Raw genomic sequence first — 19,830 nt, forward strand, 5'->3', positions numbered from 1 at the left:
AGGCGATCAGGGCGGGATTCGGCAGGGCGGGACCTGGCGCCATGGGCCTTTTGGTCGCGACGGCCATGTCAGCGCTCCATGATTGGATCTCACGCGAGGCGCGCGACGCCCGATTGGGCTGTTCCCCGGCTCAAACCGGGGACAGGCGACCGGGCGGGCGGGTGCCGCCCGGCCCTCCCGCACGCTTACCAGCGATGCCAGCGGTGCCAGTGGCGGTGCGGATGCCAGCCGTAATAGGCCGGGCCGTGCCAATAGCGGTAGCGCGGATACACCACGACACGGTTGGGAACGCAGCGCCCCCAGGGATTGGGATGCCAGCCGGGTCCGCAACCCCAGGCCACATGCTCGATCAGCGCCGGCGCGGCCGGTTGCGCCACCATCGGCATGGCGGCGGAGGTCGCGACGGTTGCCGCGGTTCCGGTCAAGGCGAGGACGGCTGCTGCCGCATACTGTGTCAGACGGTTCATGACGTTACTCCGAATGTTGTCCGAGAATGAAAACCTGTTCGTACCGATGGGGCCGGCAGGTCTGCCCTTCTCCCGGTTAAACGGCCCTGCGGGCGCTTTCCGTCGGCCGTCACGGTGATTTTTTTGGCTCCGCCTTCGGCTGCGGCCCGGCGCGCCTGGCCAGCCCGTCCGCCAGCACGGCGCGCGCCTCGGCGGAGCCTGCAGCCGCGAACTCGGTGATGCGCTGCTCCAGCCGCGTGCGCAGGGTGATGTCGGCATTGCGGGCCCGTTCAAGGGCCGCCGACAGCGCCGCCGTGTCGAGGACGGGCTGCCGCAACAGATCCGCCGCCTCGCGCCTGGCCTGCTGGCCGTCGAGGATGATGTCGCGCGACTCGCGGCGAACCTCGCGCAATGCCTTGCGGAACAGCATGCGCTGCTGGTCGGGAAGACGGCCGCCGGCCGCCTCCAGCGAATAGCCCTGGCCCTGCTTGCCGCTTCTTACCCAGACGGCCCCGCCGGCAAGCGCCCCGGCCAGGAAGACATTCAGCGCCACCGACGCGATGATGAGCTTACGGCCCGTGCTCATAGGTCCTCCCCGACTGTTTCGCCGTCGGGCCCGGCATCGCCGAACGCCGTCGCATTGGCATCGAGCACATAATGGTCGGACGGAACCTCTGGAGTAACGATGGTCACCAGGGCCAACCCGGCCACCGCGCCCGCCAGGCCAATGCCGGCAAGGCCCAAACCCAGCCACCAGACCAGTTGGCGCCGGCGCTTGACAAGGTGCCGCTCGGCGGTGCGCAGGATGCTGCCGTGCAGCGCCGCGCCGGGCGCCTTGACGGCATAGCTGTCGAGCAAGGCGTCGAGTTTCCCGGCGTGGCCCAATATGACCGCGCCCATCTCGCTCGCGGCGAACATCGCTCCGGCCCTGCGATCGGCCTGCGGCCACCGCCGCAGATCGCCGCCATAGGCCGCCGCCAGAGCCGCAAAGCGCTCGGCATCCATTGCGGGTTCGTTCCTCGACCCATCAGACATCAGTCCATCCTTTGCCGATTGGCGCCGCGTGTCCGGGCGGTTGGATTCCCGGGACCTGGCCACCGGACGCTCGCGAGGTACGGTGAATTCTTCGCATCATGATCGCGCCTTTCTCAGTCATGGGCACCATCCCTGGCCAGGATCGTATGCAGCGCCCGCCGGCCGCGCGACAGCAGGCTCTCCAAGGCATCGACACTGATCTCCAGGGTCGCGGCCGCCTCTATGTTGGACATCTCCTGATAGTAGACCAGGATGATCGCCTCGCGCTGGCGTGGTGCGATTGCCTGCAAGGCCTGCTCGACCCGATGCGGCTCTTCGCGGGCATCGGGAAGCGGGGCGGGATCGACAATGTCCGGCACCGCGTCGGTCACCCATTCGCGGCGCCGGCGCAGCCGGTCGTAGCAGAGGTTGAGCGTGACGCGGTGGATCCAGCTGTCGAAGCGTGCATTGCCGCGCCGCCAGCCCGATGCATGACGCCAGATGCGCATGAAGGTTTCCTGCGCGACATCCTCGGCCTCCGCCGCGTCGCCCAGCATGCGCACGGCCAGCGAAAGGATGCGCGGCAGCTTGCGCGCGACCAGCAACCGCACCGCCTCCGGCTCGCCGGTACCGACGCGGCGAACCAACTCCTCGTCCGGGTCGGCGCTCATCGGCTGGCGCACTCCCGATGTCCATCACGCGTCATAGCCTCTTGGTCATTGCTCCGGCTTGGGAGCGGATTTGTGGCCCGGCCTCTCGTCGGCCGTTAGAATGCCGTCGCCATTCTTGTCCAGCCTGGCGAAGCGCTTGGCGAACAACGCATCGAGCTCGGCCCGGTCGATGAAGCCGTCATGATTGGAATCGATGCGCGCGAAGGATTTGGCGGGATCGCCCTTGACGTTGCGTTTGGCCCGGAAGGCCTCCCACTCCAAGAGGCTGATCTTGCCGTCGCCGTCCGTGTCGGCGGCCATGATCGCCTTCTCCCGCCGCTTCTGGAACTTGGCCAGCGTGATGTCGGACTTGGCGGTGCGGGATGGGGCAGTAGGGGATGTGGCCGCGGGGGATGTGGCCGCGGGTGGCGTGGCGGCCGGTGGTTCTGTCGCTGTCTGGGCCAGAGCCGCGGTGGTCAGCAGGCTCAAGGCAGCGGCAAGGATCGAACGGCGTATCATGCTTCACGTCTCCGGTTGGCGCATGCCATGGCCCAATGCCAGGGTCACGCTTCAACCGTTAAACGCAGCGATCGGAGAAATCCGTCGGTCGCCGATGCCGATCACGCGCTTGCCGCAATGCCGGGCCTTGGCGGCGGCAGGAGAAGTGGCAAAGCACTTCGTCCGGCGCGTCTGGATTACGCCGAGTGATCGTCGGCTACCAGCTGATCCGATTTGAAGCCGGCATGCTGAGGGGTCCACACATCGCCCTCTTTATTGAACCAGTGGCACAGATACATGCCGGAAGCGGCGCCATCGCTGACCGTCATCTTCGGGCCTCCCGACTTCAGCTTGACGACGTCTCCGGTCTTGAAAGTGTTGGGCATTTGGACCTCCCATGCTGACACCTGACATTTCATACCAAAACCGGTGTCCCGACAATGGCATACGGGTCTTTTGGGCCACTGTCTCATGCGGCAACGCGGGGGGCATCGCGGACGGCGCCCTCGGGGCGAAGCGGGCGGCCTCCGCGGATCAGTCCGCCTCGATCACACGCCGGGCCGGCTTCCTGACCGGCTCCCGTTGGCGCGCAGGCGGAGGCTTGTCCGCCAAGGCCTCCTGCTGCAGTCTCTGCTCCCTCAGGCGGGCTGTCTTGGCGTCCCTGGCGTGGCGCTCGGCATCCAGCACCAGCCTCGCCTCACGGTCCGCTCTTGCCAGCTTTTCCTTGTCGACACGCCTTGGCAATTTAAAACCTCCTGTCCGTGGAACCATCGGCAGGAAATGTGCGACCCAAGCGTCTGTTCCAAAAAACAGGCGCCTGTTTCAAAAAAATAGAAATGCGATATCCATCATTTGTTGTTGAGATTTGAAAATGCCGGACCGCGCGGTTGTCAGCGCGTTTCTGGGCGTTGGACCGACCGGCAAAAGGCAAAAGGCCGGAATTCGGGCCAACTTCCGCGCACCCAAGCCGCTTCGACCATTGGTTTGAAAAACTGGTGCCGCTTAGGTGACTCGAACACCTGACCCCATCATTACGAATAAGGGGCGGCCTGAAAAACGCTGGAAATGCAATGGCTTGTATCACGGGTATTTTGAGTAGGCCAAAGTAGGCCATTTCTGCCTTGTGCAGCTATCCAATCTCTGATAGAAAATCTGGACAAATCGGAGTCCAGAATGACAGTTTCCCCATTCACCAAAAACGGCCGGCCATATTTCAGCGTCAAATACCGCGACGAGAACGGGCACCGGAAGAACAAGTCGTTCAGCGACAAGCGCGAGGCCAAGGATTTCGACGGCTCGATCGTGGAAGTGATCCGGCAGAAGAAAGCCGCGATCCTCAACGGCGGCAACGTCGAAGCGCTGATGGCGATGAAGGTCGCTAGCGGCGAACTCAACGGTGACATCGTCGACAGGATCGTTGGGCGCACGGCCGAGGTCACGACCAAAATCAAGACGGCGGTTCCGTTGTTCGTGCAGGCCTGCCGGATCGGCCGCGAAAACCACAAGCCGGTGCGTCCACACACGGCCGACTCCTACGAGCACAAGCTGCGGCCGTTCGTCGATCTGTTCGGGGAGAAGATGGCCGGTGAGATCGGGCAGAAGGAAGCTCGTGAATACCGCGACCACCTGATCGCCACGCGGCGCTCGCGGGCGCAGGCCAAGAACTCGCTGGTGATTGTCAAGATGCTCTTCGCGTGGCTGATCACTGACCGCGCCGAATTGAAGGTCAATCCATTCGAGGCCGTCCGAGTCCTCACCGAGGAATCGAACATCACAATGGTGACCGAGGACGACATCTATTCCGATGAGCAGATCGGCAAGCTGGTCGCCGAGGCCAAGAGGCAGGCCACGACCACGAACCGGTTTCCGGTCCAGTACCACAAGGACCTCGCCGTCCTGACGCTGATGGTCTACGCCGGCCTCCGCATCGGCGAGGCGTTGGCGGTCGAATGGGACAATGTCGATCTGGAGGCCAAGACGGTCGACGTTCGGCAGACGCTGCTCAAAGACATGACCATCGGCCCGCCGAAGACCAAGCAGGCTGTTCGAGTGGTCGCCCTGCATCCCAAGGCCGTCGAACTGCTCAAGCTCTGCGAGGCGCGCGCCGCAGGCAAATACGTGTCGTCTTGCGTCGGCGGTGAGGATGGGGAGGAAGAAGGTCGGCCGACCAGCTACCGCAACTTCAAACGGACGCTCGACCGGCTGATGAAGGGTGCAAAAATCCCGCTGCGCAAGCCGCACTCACTGCGCCACTACTTCGCGTCCAAGCTGATCGACTCTGGCTACGACGGGCCGTCGCTGCGCTCGCAGATCGGTCACGCCGATCTGGCTTTCACGGTGAAGGTCTACGGCCACCTTCTCAATCGCCACACGCGCGTCACCAAGGACGTTGACCGCATGGCGAACGTGGAGTTCGCGTGAGAGGCGTCAAGCCTCCCACTTCAAGAACTCGCTCATGGCGTCGTAGAAGACCTCGGAATCGGACTCCAACCCGAAGCACGGGTTGGCGAACGGCTCCGGCCACCATTCGACGCCGTGAGCGGTGCGGCTGTATTCACGGTAGACGGCGAATGCATCGTTCTCGGACAGGTCGAAGCCATCGGCGTGCGCCATGGCAACGAGCCGCTGAACGTCGGGCTGACATTCGGCCGGCACCGGCAGTTCGAAGTACATAGGTTTCAGCATAAATCCCTGTCCGTTTCTGTGATGTCCTTGATCCGCTGCGTGCACTCTCGATAGCGCCGCACGAACCAACGCACCAGTCGATCTTCGGCCCGGTAGACGGACCAGTCGGATTCCTCGATCGAGCCCTCGGCCACAATGAGGCAGTCCGGACCTTCTTCCTCTACCCAGAACACGCCGAGATTGAAGATGAAGTTCCAGACGCCGTGCGCCCAAGTTGGTGTGCCGTCGTGGGAGAGGACGATGCGGCGCTTGAAGCTGACCCACGTCGCGTCCTCGTACTCCAGCAAACTCAATGCGTCGTCGAGCGCGGACGGCTCGACGGGCACGCTCACAGGGGGTCACCGCCGAACTGTTCGACGAACTTCTGCATGTCGGCGGCGGTGCCGAAGCTGTACACGGTCACCTGCTCGTCGGTGATCGGCGACATCTGAATGTCCATTTCGAGGTTTGCCGGGCGCGCGGCGCGGATCGGCCGCGTCACGTGAAACTTGTATCCCTGCCCGTCGAGAGCGCGGGCGCGTGTCTTGGCCTTACCGAGGCTGCGCTGAAACTGCGGTGCAGTCATTGATTCTATCTCCTGTTGTCAAGAATTACTGGACAGTCTCGGCAAAGAAAGCCTGTCCCGTGGTGTGAACGACCGCCACCGATTCAAGGAAGTCGACGACCTCTTCGAAGATGTTCGTGGTCACGTAGACCTCGGAAGTCATCTGCTCGCCGCCGTGCTCGAACGAGATCATGACGATCCAGCCGGGAAGCTTGCCGGCGACGGCCGAGTGCTCGATCTGGGCGACGATCGTCGCGTCGTCTGTGTCCGCGTCGACGCCGATGGCAAGATCGCTTACGATTTGATCATCGGGATCAACGTTGACGATGAAATCGCCGAAGGCGTTGTCGTAGTTGCCGCCGATCGAGGCGAGACCGGGAATGAAGATGTTGTCGATCCGGACGCCGCGCGCGCGGAGCGCCATCATCTGCTCGTGAGTCATCATATAAGTGCGCCTTTCAGTTTTGCCCAACATTCCGGGCCGACATAGAATTTCCCGCTATCCGGGTCGCGGACGTATCCGCCCGGTGGGACGACGATGAACGTGATGCCGGTCAGGTCGATTTCCGGAAGGCCCAGACCGACGCCGCGCAGCGGGCTCAGTTCGGCCGCTGGAATCTCAGCGCAGGGGTTGGCAGCCGGATTGTCCGAGACCGTGTTCTTCTCGTAACGGCAGCCGAACAAGCCGCCGTTCTTACACACGGCGCAGCCGCTCTTGGGATAGGCCTTACCCTCGTCGCGCAGACGGTTGCGGCAGAGCGCCGGCCGACCGTACAGTTCCTTGTAGACGCTGATCTGCGCCTCGGCGCGTGTCTGCTCGGTCATGCCGCTGTTGCCTTCCCGTAGCCCTGATTGGGCTCGGACCTGACGCGCTCGCGCAGCCATTCGGAGAAATCGAGCGTGCGAATCCTGATCACGTCGGCCATGCGATAGACCTCGTGGCTGTAGCCGCGATCGGGGAAATGGAAGCGCGCATGGCGATCCGTGTCGATCTCCAGAAGGCTATAGTCCCGGTTGATCAACTGGAGGCAATCCTTGACGCTGAACCAGTTGCACAGGTTCGCCATCGAGTCGGTGACGCTGATCCAGCGGCTCTGGAACGCGCGGAAGTACGGATGCGGCCCCATGGGCAGCGCCGCCGCCTGCGCGCCGTCCAGCGTGTGGATGAGGCCGGTTGCGGAGCCTTCGGCGTCGTACCAGAGGCCCTGCGAATCTGCCATGTGACCAACGCGGTAGACCTTGGCGCGGCCTTCAATCAACTCGATCATGATTCAACTCCCAACTCGTCGTGAAAGGTCGTCAGGTCGTCAAGCGCACGCTTCAACGTCCCGATCTGATGCTTCAACGTCGACCCAACCCGGCCGAGGCGCTGCCCGAGCTTGATCTGCCCGGCGAGTTCCTTGGCATCCCAGATGCTGTCCACGTCGATCCCGGCTTCCTTGATCCTCGCCAGCGTCTTGAGCGCCCGGTCTGCTTCCATCGTCTTGCGATCGACGGCGCGCCGAACGCGATCCTCGAAGCTCTTCTCCAACTCGGCCGCGCGCATGCTTACGGCCGCGTCAAACGTCGCCGCATCCACGTCCGAAGCCCGGCGCAGCATTGCCGCTGCAAAGTTGCGATCGAGCGGCTTGACGCCGTCCTTCTTGGGCGCGGGCTTCTTCACCCGGATCGCGCCGTTTTCGTTCACGACCATGTGGCCCCACAGGGCCGGAAGCTCATGTTCATGGACGATGTCGTCCGGCGACACGATCCACCACTTGTCGCAATACTGGGCGATCAACTCAGCCTTCGCCGGATTGCCCAATTCGCGCCGCCAGTCAGATCGCGACACCTTGACCTCGATCCCCTCGATCAGGAGACCGCGCGAAGGCCACAGATTCATGACGATGGCGTCGGCACTCCGGCGCGCAGAGTGACCGGTGGTGTTGGCGACCTCGAACATCAACGCGTATTCGGCCGGCTTGTAGTAGCGCCGTAGCGCCGCGTTGATGTCAGGTGTACTGAGCATAGGCGATCACGTCGAACAGGGTGTTTACGTTCCAGAGCAGGAGGGCGGTCATGCAAGAGAAAGCCCCCGACACCTTGTCGAGCCTGCCGAGCAACTGGTGCATCTGCGGCGTGATGCCGACAGGCGGCTTGAGCGCGTCCGGAAGCATTGGATTGTTGCCCGGCACCGAGGGATCGTCCGCGATCTCGGTCTTCTTGATGTAGACCTTTTCCTTCGGGTCTTCGGCGATGATCAGCGGCGGAAGAACCTTGATGCAGCGGTACTGGACGAGTCGCTTGTTCGTGGATTCCTTCCGGATCAGCCCCAGCGCGAGAAGCCGGCGAATCGGCTTGGTCACGTGGGAAGCGGGGTCATTTTTAAATTTGAAATCGCAGCCGATCTGCGTCGGCGTCAACGGACCATTTTTCTGCAAATGGGTGACCACACGGGCGTCGAAATTGTTCAGGACGATGAAGGGCATCTCAGACTCCCGTTGAACCGAAGCCGCCCGCGCCACGGTCGGAGGTCGGCAGATTGTCGACCTCGATCAAATTGGCATCGGACTTTTTCTCGAAGATGATCTGCGCGATGCGATCACCGTGTTTGATGTTGATCGGAGTGCTGCCGTGGTTGACCAAGATCACTCCGATATCGCCGCGATAGCTGGCGTCGATGACGCCGGCCAGTACGTCGATGCCGTGCTTGTTTGCCATGCCGGAGCGCGGCGCGACCCGCATGTAATGATCGGCCTCGAACGCGGCCGACAGCCCCGTCGAGATGAGCTTCCGATTACCCGGCCACAACGCGAGGACTTCGCCCAGACCGAGATCGGCACACACGTCGTATCCTGCGGCCTGCGGGTCGCCCTTGACCGGGAGAGATGCAGTCGGCGTGTTGCGCCGCACAAGAACGTTAATCATTCACTTTTCTTCCTCTTACATAGTGAACTGGCGACTGCTCAATAAGTTTCGCCGGATCGCTCGGATCGGTTAGTATTGTTGGGTGCGCCGCCAAGTCTGTCAGTGCGTCATTGACATCGAACTCCGAGGCGAACACGAACGTGTTCACCGTCAAAGGGTACGGGTAATCATCACGATTTCCCGTGACGATTGTGGCGGTCGACTTGAACGGGATCGTCTCAATCTTGACGATCTTCTCGGCGCGGTAGGGGCTTACGTCTGGCCGAATCCCTTGAGATTCAATCAGTCCCACCGCGCGCGCAGCTTCCAGCGCGGGCTCTTCCAACTCGATCACGAGTTGGTTACCGCCAGAAATAATTGACAAATGTTCCGCTGTCGAGAGGCTTTCGCGAATATCCGCAGAAACTCCGAAGCGGAGTTCAAGCATATGCTTAATGGAGCGTAGAGTTGCCTCCGAACGATGCGCGATCACGTACCTTGACGGCGCACGTACTGCCCCATTGAGAAGCCCGTAAGCAAAAGCCCACGCCTCGCGCCGTCCCAATTCCATGGGGTTGAACATGAGTTCTTGCGTCTTGTTGGGCTCAATCTGCCAAGATGCCGCATGTGTTAGTGTGCGAGATTTGATGAAGACTGTTCCGTCAGGCAGAATGCGGACGGTAGGACGGCGGGTGCGGCCGAAGCCACCGTAGTCACGATCCGTGGCGATAGCCTCAAGGAATCGATGAACGTCCTCGCCGAGGTCCATAGTTGGTAGGGTGATGTTCGAGGGCCGGCTGCGCTCGGTTGAATGAAAACCGTTAGCCACAACGAAGCCAATCAAGGCAAAACGCCGGAGGTCGCTTTTGTCGATGCCATCAACCGGTGCGGACCAATCGAGCCGAGGGGGAGCGGCTGCGAAGGCCCCGTCTACAGGGATATAGCGAACGACGCGACCGTCCGGCGTTTTGCGAAGCGAGAAGACTGACTCGGGGGACAAGATCAGCTTCGCGCCACTCTCCGTTTCGATGCTGAAAAGCGGCTGCTTCTCTTCGAGCGGAGCGATGTTGACGCCACCTTCCAACCTCGCTGGGCGACTGCCGGAGCGGTATTCCAAGCTGCCGTCTGGACGCTGGTCCAGAAAGAGCGAGTCGCAGTGGAAGATGGCGTTCAACATGTTAATAGGTGTTAACGTAGCTATCCGAGGCTGTCAAGAACAACTGGACAACAAATTAACGATTTAGCGCACCGGGCACGCTCCGGTGGCGCATGCCTCAACGTCAACACCGTCGAAAGAGTTGTCGTTGGCGAGGTCCAAGGCGTTGAGATTCTTGACGTATCGGTCGTAAGTCGACTTGGCCACGACCTCCTGCGGCAGGTAGTCATAGCCAAGGTCCTTCGCGGTCTTGGTCACGTCCTGACGCTGGAGGAAGCTAACTCCGATGAACTCCGACCAGTTGTCGTGGAGCCACTGCACGATCGCCGGGACTTCTTCCGGCCAGAACGAAACCGTGATCGAGCAATTGTGGTCGACGAAGTGCTGCATCAGGGTCTTGTAACGCTCCAACTGACGCACGGCCGGCTCGTTGTCGATCCAGACCTCTTCCCGCTTGCCGTCGACGACGCGGGTGACCGCGCTCAGGCCGCGCTTGCTGTACTTGACCGGGAAGCGGATCAGCTTCTCAGTGACCAAGCGTTCGGTGCCATCCGGATTCTTTCCGGCCGGCTTGTCAAACACGTGGTAGCCGGCGTCGATCGCCTTCTTCAACAGCGGGTCGTGGACGCTGACGCCGATGTTGTTGAACATGTGCTCGGCCTTGGGCTGGTGAGCGCCTTCCTTGATCTCGTCACCGTCCTCGCCCATGGCCTTCGACCCGGTGCCGTTCGGCTGGACCTGAGTGACCAGCGCCGGGCGCGGCGTGTTGAGTTCGTCGGCCATGCTGTAGGCACCGATCTTCGAGATCGAGCGGAAGCCGTTCAGCATCTCTTCAACGTCGGCATACTCCCAGTCGACGTAGCCGGTCGGGCTGACGCCGCACAGGCGCAGAAGCTTGTTGTTGTCGTCCCATGCCGTCTGGAGCACGCCGTCGCGCATGGAAACGCACGTCTGGCGATAGTTGGCACGCGCCAGAATGTACGCGGCGCGCATGAGGCCTTCGTAGTCGCCGTTGAAGCGGTGCATGACGATCTGCACGAGATTACAGAAGCCCTTCGACGGCAAGATGATCTCGGCACAGGGGTTGCAGCCCTCGGCCCAGCCGGCGCGCAGCTTGGCAGCGGCCATGTTGTAGAAGCCCGGCTCGCCGGAGACCACGACCGAGTTGAACAGCACCGACAACTCTTCGAGCGCCGGCTTGCGCATGTAGGTCAAGCTGTTGTTCGACTGGGCGCGCCACGGCGTCTTTTCCCAGTAGTTGTCCTTGGCACGGGCGAAGCGCGCGGCGTCCGGATGATCGGCATCGAGCAAGGCGATCTGGGCAGAGCGGCGCGACGAGAGCACGGTGCCCAGCGCGTTGATGATGTCCAGAATGTCGATGGCATCGAGCGTCTGGCGCGCCTTGGCGTTCATGACATTGAGCATGATGCTCAGGCCGTCACGCAGCGGCTCCCAACCGGACGAAATCCAGCCGTAGCCCTTGAGGCGCTGACCGGCCGGCCGAAGCTCGGAGAAGTCGATCACCAGCTTGCGGGCGCGGTACTTGTTGGCGGTCAGCTTGCCGACCAGCTTGGCCCATGCCTTGGCGCTGTCGCCGACGCGGATCGTCCACACGCCGTCAATGAAGGTCTCGACGTTGTTCTCCGCGCCGCCGCTGTTCGTGCGGGTCGACGGGATGAACTCGAACTCTTCGATCTTGGTGCCGAAGCCGGACAGGAGACCGGTCTGCGGACGGAAGCCGACGCCGCAACCCTGCAAGAGCAGCCAGAACGCGTCGACGATATCGGCAGGAATACGAATGTCGGTGAAGCTGCAATTGAATGCGGCGCTCGCGCGATTCTTGATCACGTCGGTGCCGGCCATCCACTTGACGCGGCCGGACAGGGAGCCCTTGCGGCTCTCCAGAAGCAGGCGAAGCTCGGTGAGTTCCAGTTCCTCGTCGAAGGTCAGCTTGACCTTGTTGGCGTAATCCGCCTTGATCTTGAGCGCCTTGGCGGTCAGTTCCTGCGACTGGACATAGGCAGCCTGTGCCTCGGCCGGATACGGCAGGCCCAGCGCGGAATAGGTGTCGGGGTGTCCCTCGGCATAGAGTTCGAGCGCGCGCGCGTTCAGGCGGTCGGCTTCGATCATCAGGCCCTTGAACTTGGCCTGCTTCGCATTTTCCCAGAGATAGCGCTGATGGCCGATCTGACGGTCGAGTTGTGCGGACTTGGTTTCGAGAATGTCGCCGCCTTCAACGGCTGGACGGAGGTAGGTGCGGTGCTCGACGAAGGCAGCACGCGCGGACTGATTTGCCATTTATGGGTATCCTTTTTGGGCGCAAAGATGGGTACGCCGGGAGCGGTGGTAAGCCGCTCCCGGCGTGACTGGTGTTGGTGCAGTGAGAAGGCGGATGATAGAATTTCGAGACGCAAACGTCCAGCAAATCTTGACAAGCGGCTCACGATATAGTGGGTGCCACTTCCCACGCAGACAAGTTATGGTACGTCGGGGATGTCCAGACCGGCTGTACGCACGAGCACGTCAACACGACATACCCGCCCGTCCAACAAGTACCCTCGGTAGTCCTGAGACATCCTCTTGCCGAGGATCAGACGGGCCTTCTCGATCAAAGTCAGGCCATAGTCCATACCGAGTGCACTGCGCTTATCCACCTTCTGGCGAGCCCGCGCATGGGCAGATCGAGTTTTGGAGGACGGCGGGATTCCCAATTCCGCAATCCACCGTTTTACCCGCGACAGAGACACCTTGTAGTAGACGGCGATCTCGTCGCGGTTCATTCCATTTTCCCGCAGCTTTGTAAGTTCCTCCCGGCTAGGCGTGACCGGGCTTGATGCCATTCATGGACTCCAGACTAATTTCAACGTTTCCGGGTGCGAATCCCATCAATTCGCGCATTGCCGCGAGCACGGTTCCATCGTTCCACATGCGGAACATGGTGGCCGCGACCGCGAAGCCCGTCTTGACCTCTGCGTCGGGGTCTTGATCGAGCCCATCGCCCTCGATTTCCATTTCGAGGCGAACTTTCCCGTCCGGCTGCCGATACTCTCGGATCACCAGACGGCTTTCTTCAACAAACTCTTCCATCTTTCCTCGCTGCCTCATTGGCTGGGCGAGTGGCGGGGCAAACCTGATCAATTGGGTCTCCTGAGAACACTTAGGAATGAAATCCTATCTGAACTCAACCCAAGAGTCGAGGCTCACTTGGGGACGCTACCGCCACTGTTCACATAGACTTCCGCCAACTCTTCAAGTGCCCAGATGAGGCCCTTGCCCTTCGGCACCCAGAAGCCATAGTTGCGCGTGATCCCACGGGCGACGGGCGCGCTCGGCACGGGCAGATTGACGTGGACGTAGTTGAACAGGTGCAGTTCGACGGCGACCTTGCGGTCCTCCTGACTGGGCAGATCGGCGATGGCCGGCAGCGTCAAGACGTTCATGAAGTGCGTCGTCTTCATACCGTCATACGGCCCGCCGATGCAGAGCCCGGTGAACTGTTGGGCTGCCGGCCCATCCAAGATGACGCTGCGCGGAGCCTCGTCGCCTTCACCCTTCTGCGGCCACTGATGGCTCTGGTTTGCGATGTCGACCAAACTCATGTCAGTGCTCCGTCATGGTGGTAGCCGCCGTGATGCTGTTCACGAATCCGACTTCCTCGTATTCCTCGGGATAGTCGGTGCGCAGTCTGCGCTCGACCTGTTCATCGGTGGGCTTGAACGCCCACACGTAAGGCCCAATGGCGTCACCGCTCTCGGTGCAGCCGGTGGTCACCCAGACCTGAGTGCCAGCCGTTCGGGCGAGCGCCTTGCGCTGTTGGTCGCCTTCCGCGAGAAGATCGTGCGGGTAGTCCTGTTCCTGCCAAGCCATCGCCTAGTCCTCGATCGTGTCGCCCGCGATCAGCGCCCGGAAGGGCACCCATCCCCGGAAGTTGCGGGTGATGCCGCTGTCGAGCTTGCCGCCCATGGGGAACGGCGTAGCCTGATGCTCGGTCGGAGACGCGTGCACGGGCTGATTGACGATGAGGCGCTGGAAGAGATTGCAGTCGTCCACATAGTCAGTCGGCTTGCCTTCGACCGTCCGATACGACACGCGGGCACTGCGCGCCGCCGACACGATGACCTTGACGGCGTCCAAGGTGGAGTTGAACCACGCGCCCTGTCGGTTCGGCCCGCCGATCACCTTCAACGACGGGATCGCAAAGGACAGATCGGTTGAGCGCAGACGCTGTTCGTCGCCGCCTTCGATGTAGGGCTTGTGCCATTCCCCAAGGCGAAGAAGATTGGGGGTTGAGTGCAGACGGGCTTCCTTCACCTTCTGGGCGAGGTCGCGGATTTCCGGCTGGGCATCCTTGTGGTCCCGCAGGCCGTCGAAGTTAGCCCAGTCGGTCGAAGTGACGACCGTGCGCGTCGACAGATACGGCTCCAGCACGCGGTTGACGATCTGCTTGGCGAAGCCGAGGCCGTTGAGTTCGAGCGCATGCCTGACCGCGTCGGCGCGCGCCGCGTTCCAGATCGCCCGGCCCTTGTCGGTCAGGGCGTCGTCGGCGATGTTGAACGCCTGCATGCCAGACTGGTTCAGGCCCCATTCCAGCGGCTCGACCAACTCGCGCAGGCAAGCGGCGATCAGCTTTTCAGTGGGGATTGCGCGGCTCGATGCACCGTTGCGGCTGAAAGCCCGGTGCGTGTTGAACTCCGGCAGGATGTACCGGTGATAGTGTAGTTCGAGCGTGGTGATGCGGATGCCGGACTCAGAGATGGAGTCCGCGAGGATGTCAGCGCTGATCTCCATTAGACGAGACCCCGCGATCCGTTGACGACTTCCATCATTCGGAAGACGGCCGCGTCCAACTGCGTGAGGCTACCGTGGTTGTAGATCGTGAAATCGGGCACGATCTTTTCCATCTCGACCTCGGATGGATGCGTGTCCCCGGAGTTGGTGCCGGGACGCACGACGCGGGCGACGGTGCCGCCATGTTCGCGGACGAAGTCGGCCTCGTGCAGGAACCGCAGGTCGGTCAGCACGACGCGCTCGGTGCTCTCAACCTTGGCCCGGATGATGTCGGTCCACAGATTGACGCCGAAGAAGTTGCGCCACTCCGTGCCGAGCTTCTGCATGGCAAAGCGAGTCGACTTGTTCTGGAGGACGCGAAGCGGCTCTTCCTTCTCGGCCTCTGTGCCGTTGATGCGCACGTCGGCCTGTTCGTCTGTCATGCCGGTGCACTTCAAGAGGAACTTGATCATCCCCTTGAGCGGACCAGCGAACGCCACACGATCATAGTCGTATTCGGCGTCGATCATCGAAGCGACGGTGTCTTTGCCGGAGCGCTTCTTTCCGGTCATTCCAATCAGCAATTGAGTTCTCCTTGTCAAGTAATTCTGGACACGATGGTCAAGTTTCGAGCGCGCTCAACCAGTATTCGACGCGCTGCCATTCCGTGTGCTGCATCGGAATGTCGCTCAGAAAAGCGCGAAGCTCTTTGATAGGATCGGCTTGGCAATCCGGACACTCGACGACACCAGAGGTAGGCTCGCCGCCAAGGCGTTCGTCTACTCGCTTCGTGTCGCTGCACGTCGAGCACCGGAAATCGAGCGGCCGGAAGTACGGGCGCGTTGCGTCCCGTTCCTCCTGCACGGTGAGCAGCCCGCGCTCGATGAGGACGCCCTGAATGTAGCCAAGCCAGCGATTGGCTTTGCAGATCGGCATGGCGGACTCACACCCGTCGATCAGTTCGTTCATGAAGACCCGCAGGTCAGGATCGTAGAACTCCAACCGGGTATAGCGATCCATGACGCACACGATGGCTTTGTGGTACGGCGTCATTACATCACCAGCGTGAGGCGTTCGGCCGCGCGCGTAACGGCGGTGTAAAGCCAGCGAGACGCGTCGGCGCGGAAAGAGCGCGACTGATCGTGCACGACGACTTCATCCCACTGCGAGCCCTGCGATTTGTGGCAGGTGATCGCATAGGCGTAGTCGATCTCGTGGACGTTCGGGTCCTGCCGGGCGCGGAACACGTCCCGCTTCGGCGCGGTCGGATTGTTCTTGCCCCGGTAGTGCTCTTCGAGGGTCGCCTGCAAACAGCGAAGCTGAAACGAGCGACCTTCCTCGTCGTTGATCCCCATGTTGAACGTGATGCTGCCGTCCGACAGCCGGCCAACGTCCTTGTCGACGATCGCCATGGTGCCGTTGACCAAGCCCGGATGCTTCTGGCTGTTCTTGGTCACGATCATCATCTCGCCGGCACACGGGCCGTCGCCGCCAAATCCGGAAAGCTTCCGCAGCTTCCGCGTAATCTGCCAGCGCTTCTCATGCGTTCCGACGATGATCTGCGCATCAAGATCGAGGTCGAAGGTCTTCTGATCGTCCTTCGGCTCGATTACGTTGAGCAGCCCACCGCCGTGGGACCCATAGGGAACCTCGTCGCCGTTTCGGATCAGCATCGACGCCCAGATGATCGGGTTGTCGGCTGCCTGCCGGTGGATTTCGGTCAGCGCCGCGTCCGCAATTCGGTTGCAGAAGCCGGGGCCGGACGGATCGACCGGTGGCAACTGGCCGGGGTCGCCGATGGCAAGGATCGGAACGCCGAACGAACGCAGGTCTTCCGCCATGTTGGCGTCAACCATGGAACACTCGTCGACCACGATAAGATGCGCGCCGCGCAGGGACGGCGTGTCCGGATCAAGCTGGAACTTCGGGCTGTTCTCGTCGTAAGCGCGTTCGAGGTCCTTTTCCCACTGTTTCACCTTGCGGGCGAGTTCGCGGATCAAGGTGCTGTCGCCGGACGACTGGGCCGTCTTGTAGTCGGCCTGCGCACGGAAAAGCTCCTGCTCGATCTGGTAGGCCTTCATCGCCTTCGGGCGGTAGATGGCCTTGTGGATCGTCGATGCGGTCGCATTCATGTTCTCGGCGCGCAGCTTCTTGGTCATGACCTTCGCGGCCTTGCCAGTCGGCGAGCAGAAAACGATCTGCGAAGGATTGAGGCCGGTGGCCTCAACCAAGAACGGAAGAACCGTCGATTTACCGGTGCCCGCAAATCCCTCAAGCAGGAAGTACGGCGCTTTGTCGAGACCGCGATCTACGACCCGTTCGACCGTCTGTTCGTCGGTCGATGGATCGTACATGTGGCGGAGCGATTCCTTTGCCTCGGGGAGATCGCGATACCAATCGCGCCAAGACAGGATCGTCTTGTCCTGCTGCGGAGAGAGGGAAATGCTCATCAGGCGAGCCAGACAATCCCGCTCTTGCCAGACACCAGCGTCTTACGGACACCGGAGTCGACGATCTGCCCGGCCTGCCGCAGTTCCGTCAGGCGCGGCCGGACAGTGAACGGGGACAGCTTGAGCGACGACGCGACTTCGTCGCAGGTCATCGGCTCTTCGGTGAGCAGTTCCAGCACGCGGCTGCGGACGCTCTTGGCGGACTCGACAGTCGGCATTGCCGCGAGCGAGGTATCGGTGTCGGCGTGGCCGATTCCGTTGACGTATCCCATGATCAGTCCTTTCGTCCGTCCGGATGGAAGTCGATGGCAACGGGAGCGCGCAGCTTCCCGTCCGGCGTGCGCTGGCGCATGAACCGGATCGTGACATCGCCGCCCTCGTAGTGGTCCTTGTTCTCCAGAAGTTCCTTGCAGAACGGCTGGTTGCCTCGGATGCCGGCTTCGTTTTCACGGCCGTCCTCAAGCTCGACCACGACGCGCTTGGCGTATCCCGCCCAGTTGCCGTTGCCTTCCTCGATCCGGAGCAGCTTGAACTCCTTCGTCTCGAAGTCCTTGCGCTTGAGCAGGCTCTTGGAGCGCGTGTGCTCGTAACCGAAGTCCGGCAGACGGACCATTTCGCCCTCGTAGCCATTTTCCAGCCAGTAGATGAGCAGGTTGTCCAACTGCTCCTGATTGTGGACCTCGATCGTGGTGACGATCTTGATCGGGCAGGCTTCGTCGGCACCGAGCGCGCTGAACCGGAAGAGGTCTTCCAGCATGCGCAAGCGCTCGGGGAACTTCTTCTCCGGTGCCACGATGTCGTAGACGTGGAACTGGATGAGATCGCGCTGGCGCTGCGCCAGAGCTTCGCGCTGCTTCTCTTCGGAGATGCCGGCCTTGAGCGCCTTCTTGTCGAGCTTGAAGCCCTTGCGGATCACCGACGACAGGCTGTTGAAGTCGTCCTTGAACTCGTGATTGTAGAGTTCGCCGTCGAGCACGAGTTCCGGGTATTTAGCGAACACCGGAGCAAGCTGCTCAAGGATATGATCGATCGACTCGATCGGCTGACCTTCGCGGCTGTTTGCGCCGTCAATGGTGATGATGGCGCGGATGCCGTCGAGCTTCGGCTGAGCGAAGACAGGGAACGTCAGCGGCTTCTTGAGCTTGTCGTATTCCTGCGCGAGCATCGGCTGAATGAACAGGTCGTCGAACGTCGCGTTCGGGTCGCGGCGGTACTTGCGATCGAGCTTCTTCTTCTCTTCGGCCGCGCCCTCGAACAGGGCCTGCGCCTCGGCCGTGGCCTGAGACTTCGGCGTGCAGGACGACCAGCCGGACGTGACGACAGCGCCGCCAACAATGCCGCTGATGCCGCGCCACTTCGGGCCGGCAACCTCATACTGCCAGAAACGCAGGACACCCTTGGAGTCCTTGCGGAAAATCTTGTCGGAAATCATGGATATCCCCAGTCGGGAGGAAGGGTGTCCCGGCCGAAGCCGGGACGATGGGGATCAGGCCACAAAGTCCTTGACCCGCGAGCGGATACGGCCGGCGCGCGCAACGTTCTCGGCTGCGGTTGCCTTGGCGGTCTCATGCTTGGCGATCTTGGCGGTGGCCTTTTCGACCTTGGCTGCTTCGGACGCTTCGACACCTTCGAGGTAGGAGTCGGCGGCGAGCATCTTCTTGATGGCCTTGTCGAGGGTCTTGCCGTCGATGATCCGCAGACGGACCAACAGCGCAATGATGGCGTTCATTCTTCACCTATGTCGGGAATGAGAGGGGAACGCCGGGGCCGAAGCCCCGGCAGATGGATCAGAAGGAGCGGCGGCGCGCCTGACGCTCGCCGGCCGGAACCGGCTTGGCGGTCTCGGTGGCGGGAGCCGCTTCCTCGGCCGGAGCCTCCGCAGCGGCGGCAGCGGCAGCCTTGGCGGCACGCTTCTCCGCCAACTGGCGCAGGAGTTCGGCTTCCTCGTCGTCGACCTCGGGCTCGGCAGCCGGCGCAGCCTTGGCAGGTTCCGCCTTCGCGGTTGCCTTGGTGACCTGCTTCGGAGCGTCCTTCTTCGGCGGCGTCTTCGGCTCTTCGACGATGTTGGCGTTCTCGTCGCCTTCCGAAGTGCGGCGACCATCGCCATACTGGGCGATCAGGTCGTCTTCACCGATCCAGTCCTTGATCGGGAACTTCGGGAAATACTTCTTGCCGTGCTTCTTTTCCTTGGGCATGTAACTACCCTTTTCGAGAGTCACGATCGGAAGCGCGCCGGGGTTGTTTTTGTACTGCCGGCCATAGTCCTTGAGCAGGTCGCCCAGCGGGCGCATTGCGGACTTCGTGGTGGTCTTGTACGTGATCTGGACCCCGTCGTGACCGTCGCCGAGCAGGCGGAAGTCGATGGCGAACTGCTCGGACCAGCCGTCCTTGGTGCCGTCGTCATGCTCGGTGTACGGACCATGATCCGCAAGCTCGTGCTTGCCGGGCGGCGGACCCTGAACGATCGGGACCATCACTTCGTCGACGACCTTTTCGTCCTTCCAGCAAATCCAGCCACGGCGAGCGCCGGCCACGTCAGCCACGATCTCTTCGCCTTCGTCGATCTCCGTGGCATTGCTGCCGTAGGACATCTCGCCGGAGTTGCCGTTGAACTTGGCATAGATCGCGGACGATCCACCAAGCTCGTTGCCCGCCGACGCGAACGGATCGTAGGCACTCTCCTGAGCGACTTCCGTCCGGCTGCGGGTTGCTACTGCTGAACTCATAATGTCTC

At 61.9% G+C, this 19,830-nt stretch carries 31 protein-coding genes; 1 reads left to right on the plus strand and 30 read right to left on the minus strand.

Translation table 11 applies throughout. The features are described from left to right. Positions 1–185 precede the first annotated feature (185 nt). From EOA36_RS00555 to EOA36_RS00585, 7 genes are all read right to left on the minus strand, one after another. Positions 186–467 (minus strand): hypothetical protein, encoded by a 282-nt coding sequence (locus EOA36_RS00555; RefSeq protein WP_127275152.1) that lies wholly within the window; start codon positions 465–467, stop codon positions 186–188. A 109-nt stretch (positions 468–576) separates the two neighbouring features. Then, positions 577–1,032: a periplasmic heavy metal sensor gene (locus EOA36_RS00560; RefSeq protein WP_127275153.1), complete on the minus strand. Its 456-nt coding sequence runs from the start codon at positions 1,030–1,032 to the stop codon at positions 577–579. Then, positions 1,029–1,481 carry a hypothetical protein gene (locus EOA36_RS00565; protein WP_127275154.1) on the minus strand — a complete coding sequence of 151 codons (453 nt, stop codon included), beginning with the start codon at positions 1,479–1,481 and terminating at the stop codon, positions 1,029–1,031. Before EOA36_RS00565 ends, EOA36_RS00560 begins: the two co-directional genes overlap by 4 nt. A 113-nt stretch (positions 1,482–1,594) precedes the next feature. Further along, positions 1,595–2,131: an RNA polymerase sigma factor gene (locus EOA36_RS00570; RefSeq protein ID WP_127275155.1), complete on the minus strand. Its 537-nt coding sequence runs from the start codon at positions 2,129–2,131 to the stop codon at positions 1,595–1,597. Positions 2,132–2,176: 45 nt separating this feature from the next. Next, a complete protein-coding gene (locus EOA36_RS00575) occupies positions 2,177–2,629 on the minus strand; it encodes an acid-shock protein (RefSeq protein WP_127275156.1) in 453 nt (150 codons plus the stop codon). Between the two features lie 176 nt (positions 2,630–2,805). Further along, positions 2,806–2,994: a DUF2158 domain-containing protein gene (locus EOA36_RS00580; RefSeq protein ID WP_127275157.1), complete on the minus strand. Its 189-nt coding sequence runs from the start codon at positions 2,992–2,994 to the stop codon at positions 2,806–2,808. A 148-nt stretch (positions 2,995–3,142) separates the two neighbouring features. Then, a complete protein-coding gene (locus tag EOA36_RS00585; RefSeq protein ID WP_127275158.1) occupies positions 3,143–3,352 on the minus strand; it encodes a hypothetical protein in 210 nt (69 codons plus the stop codon). Positions 3,353–3,781: 429 nt separating this feature from the next. Between EOA36_RS00585 and EOA36_RS00590 the strand changes: the two genes are divergently transcribed. After that, a complete protein-coding gene (locus EOA36_RS00590) occupies positions 3,782–5,029 on the plus strand; it encodes a site-specific integrase (protein WP_127275159.1) in 1,248 nt (415 codons plus the stop codon). A gap of 6 nt (positions 5,030–5,035) precedes the next feature. Here the strand turns inward: EOA36_RS00590 and EOA36_RS00595 are convergent, their stop codons facing one another. From EOA36_RS00595 to EOA36_RS00705, 23 genes are all read right to left on the minus strand, one after another. Beyond that, complete coding sequence (locus tag EOA36_RS00595) at positions 5,036–5,293, minus strand: hypothetical protein (protein WP_127275160.1); 258 nt, start codon at positions 5,291–5,293, stop codon at positions 5,036–5,038. Further along, positions 5,287–5,625 carry a hypothetical protein gene (locus tag EOA36_RS00600; RefSeq protein WP_127275161.1) on the minus strand — a complete coding sequence of 113 codons (339 nt, stop codon included), beginning with the start codon at positions 5,623–5,625 and terminating at the stop codon, positions 5,287–5,289. The genes EOA36_RS00595 and EOA36_RS00600 overlap by 7 nt, the downstream gene beginning before the upstream one ends. Then, positions 5,622–5,858 (minus strand): hypothetical protein, encoded by a 237-nt coding sequence (locus EOA36_RS00605; protein ID WP_127275162.1) that lies wholly within the window; start codon positions 5,856–5,858, stop codon positions 5,622–5,624. The genes EOA36_RS00600 and EOA36_RS00605 overlap by 4 nt, the downstream gene beginning before the upstream one ends. Positions 5,859–5,883: 25 nt before the next feature. After that, positions 5,884–6,282 carry a hypothetical protein gene (locus tag EOA36_RS00610; protein ID WP_127275163.1) on the minus strand — a complete coding sequence of 133 codons (399 nt, stop codon included), beginning with the start codon at positions 6,280–6,282 and terminating at the stop codon, positions 5,884–5,886. After that, complete coding sequence (locus EOA36_RS00615; protein ID WP_127275164.1) at positions 6,279–6,662, minus strand: hypothetical protein; 384 nt, start codon at positions 6,660–6,662, stop codon at positions 6,279–6,281. Before EOA36_RS00615 ends, EOA36_RS00610 begins: the two co-directional genes overlap by 4 nt. Then, a complete protein-coding gene (locus tag EOA36_RS00620; RefSeq protein ID WP_127275165.1) occupies positions 6,659–7,105 on the minus strand; it encodes a hypothetical protein in 447 nt (148 codons plus the stop codon). The genes EOA36_RS00615 and EOA36_RS00620 overlap by 4 nt, the downstream gene beginning before the upstream one ends. Then, entirely contained in the window at positions 7,102–7,779 is a 678-nt protein-coding gene (locus EOA36_RS00625) for a hypothetical protein (protein WP_127275166.1), read from the minus strand. Before EOA36_RS00625 ends, EOA36_RS00620 begins: the two co-directional genes overlap by 4 nt. A gap of 49 nt (positions 7,780–7,828) precedes the next feature. Beyond that, on the minus strand, positions 7,829–8,305 hold the full coding sequence (locus EOA36_RS00630) for a hypothetical protein (protein ID WP_127275167.1): 477 nt from the start codon (positions 8,303–8,305) through the stop codon (positions 7,829–7,831). Position 8,306: 1 nt separating this feature from the next. Continuing rightward, positions 8,307–8,744, minus strand: a complete 438-nt coding sequence (gene dut, locus EOA36_RS00635; RefSeq protein WP_127275168.1) for a dUTP diphosphatase — start codon at positions 8,742–8,744, stop codon at positions 8,307–8,309. After that, positions 8,737–9,900, minus strand: coding sequence for a hypothetical protein (locus tag EOA36_RS00640; protein ID WP_145969093.1), 1,164 nt, complete (start codon positions 9,898–9,900; stop codon positions 8,737–8,739). Before EOA36_RS00640 ends, dut begins: the two co-directional genes overlap by 8 nt. A gap of 63 nt (positions 9,901–9,963) precedes the next feature. After that, the gene (gene nrdJ, locus EOA36_RS00645; RefSeq protein WP_127275170.1) at positions 9,964–12,177 is read right to left on the minus strand and encodes a ribonucleoside-triphosphate reductase, adenosylcobalamin-dependent; all 2,214 of its coding nucleotides are present in this window, start codon (positions 12,175–12,177) and stop codon (positions 9,964–9,966) included. Positions 12,178–12,356: 179 nt separating this feature from the next. Continuing rightward, entirely contained in the window at positions 12,357–12,659 is a 303-nt protein-coding gene (locus EOA36_RS00650) for a hypothetical protein (RefSeq protein WP_127275171.1), read from the minus strand. A gap of 34 nt (positions 12,660–12,693) precedes the next feature. After that, positions 12,694–12,966, minus strand: a complete 273-nt coding sequence (locus tag EOA36_RS00655) for a hypothetical protein (protein WP_145969094.1) — start codon at positions 12,964–12,966, stop codon at positions 12,694–12,696. 113 nt (positions 12,967–13,079) lie between these two features. Beyond that, positions 13,080–13,478 (minus strand): hypothetical protein, encoded by a 399-nt coding sequence (locus tag EOA36_RS00660; RefSeq protein ID WP_127275173.1) that lies wholly within the window; start codon positions 13,476–13,478, stop codon positions 13,080–13,082. Position 13,479: 1 nt separating this feature from the next. Beyond that, positions 13,480–13,746, minus strand: coding sequence for a hypothetical protein (locus EOA36_RS00665; RefSeq protein ID WP_127275174.1), 267 nt, complete (start codon positions 13,744–13,746; stop codon positions 13,480–13,482). A gap of 3 nt (positions 13,747–13,749) precedes the next feature. After that, entirely contained in the window at positions 13,750–14,667 is a 918-nt protein-coding gene (locus EOA36_RS00670; RefSeq protein WP_127275175.1) for an FAD-dependent thymidylate synthase, read from the minus strand. Then, a complete protein-coding gene (locus EOA36_RS00675) occupies positions 14,667–15,230 on the minus strand; it encodes a hypothetical protein (RefSeq protein ID WP_127275176.1) in 564 nt (187 codons plus the stop codon). Before EOA36_RS00675 ends, EOA36_RS00670 begins: the two co-directional genes overlap by 1 nt. A gap of 37 nt (positions 15,231–15,267) precedes the next feature. Beyond that, the gene (locus EOA36_RS00680; RefSeq protein WP_127275177.1) at positions 15,268–15,666 is read right to left on the minus strand and encodes a hypothetical protein; all 399 of its coding nucleotides are present in this window, start codon (positions 15,664–15,666) and stop codon (positions 15,268–15,270) included. A 32-nt stretch (positions 15,667–15,698) separates the two neighbouring features. Continuing rightward, the gene (locus tag EOA36_RS00685; protein WP_127275178.1) at positions 15,699–17,096 is read right to left on the minus strand and encodes an AAA family ATPase; all 1,398 of its coding nucleotides are present in this window, start codon (positions 17,094–17,096) and stop codon (positions 15,699–15,701) included. Beyond that, positions 17,096–17,368, minus strand: coding sequence for a winged helix-turn-helix domain-containing protein (locus EOA36_RS00690; protein ID WP_127275179.1), 273 nt, complete (start codon positions 17,366–17,368; stop codon positions 17,096–17,098). Before EOA36_RS00690 ends, EOA36_RS00685 begins: the two co-directional genes overlap by 1 nt. A 2-nt stretch (positions 17,369–17,370) precedes the next feature. After that, positions 17,371–18,528, minus strand: a complete 1,158-nt coding sequence (locus EOA36_RS00695; protein ID WP_127275180.1) for a hypothetical protein — start codon at positions 18,526–18,528, stop codon at positions 17,371–17,373. Positions 18,529–18,582: 54 nt separating this feature from the next. Then, positions 18,583–18,825 carry a hypothetical protein gene (locus EOA36_RS00700; RefSeq protein ID WP_189553041.1) on the minus strand — a complete coding sequence of 81 codons (243 nt, stop codon included), beginning with the start codon at positions 18,823–18,825 and terminating at the stop codon, positions 18,583–18,585. Positions 18,826–18,883: 58 nt separating this feature from the next. Further along, complete coding sequence (locus tag EOA36_RS00705; protein ID WP_127275182.1) at positions 18,884–19,822, minus strand: hypothetical protein; 939 nt, start codon at positions 19,820–19,822, stop codon at positions 18,884–18,886. Positions 19,823–19,830: the final 8 nt, after the last annotated feature.

It is taken from the genome of Mesorhizobium sp. M8A.F.Ca.ET.021.01.1.1 (assembly GCF_003998025.1).
GTDB lineage: Bacteria > Pseudomonadota > Alphaproteobacteria > Rhizobiales > Rhizobiaceae > Mesorhizobium.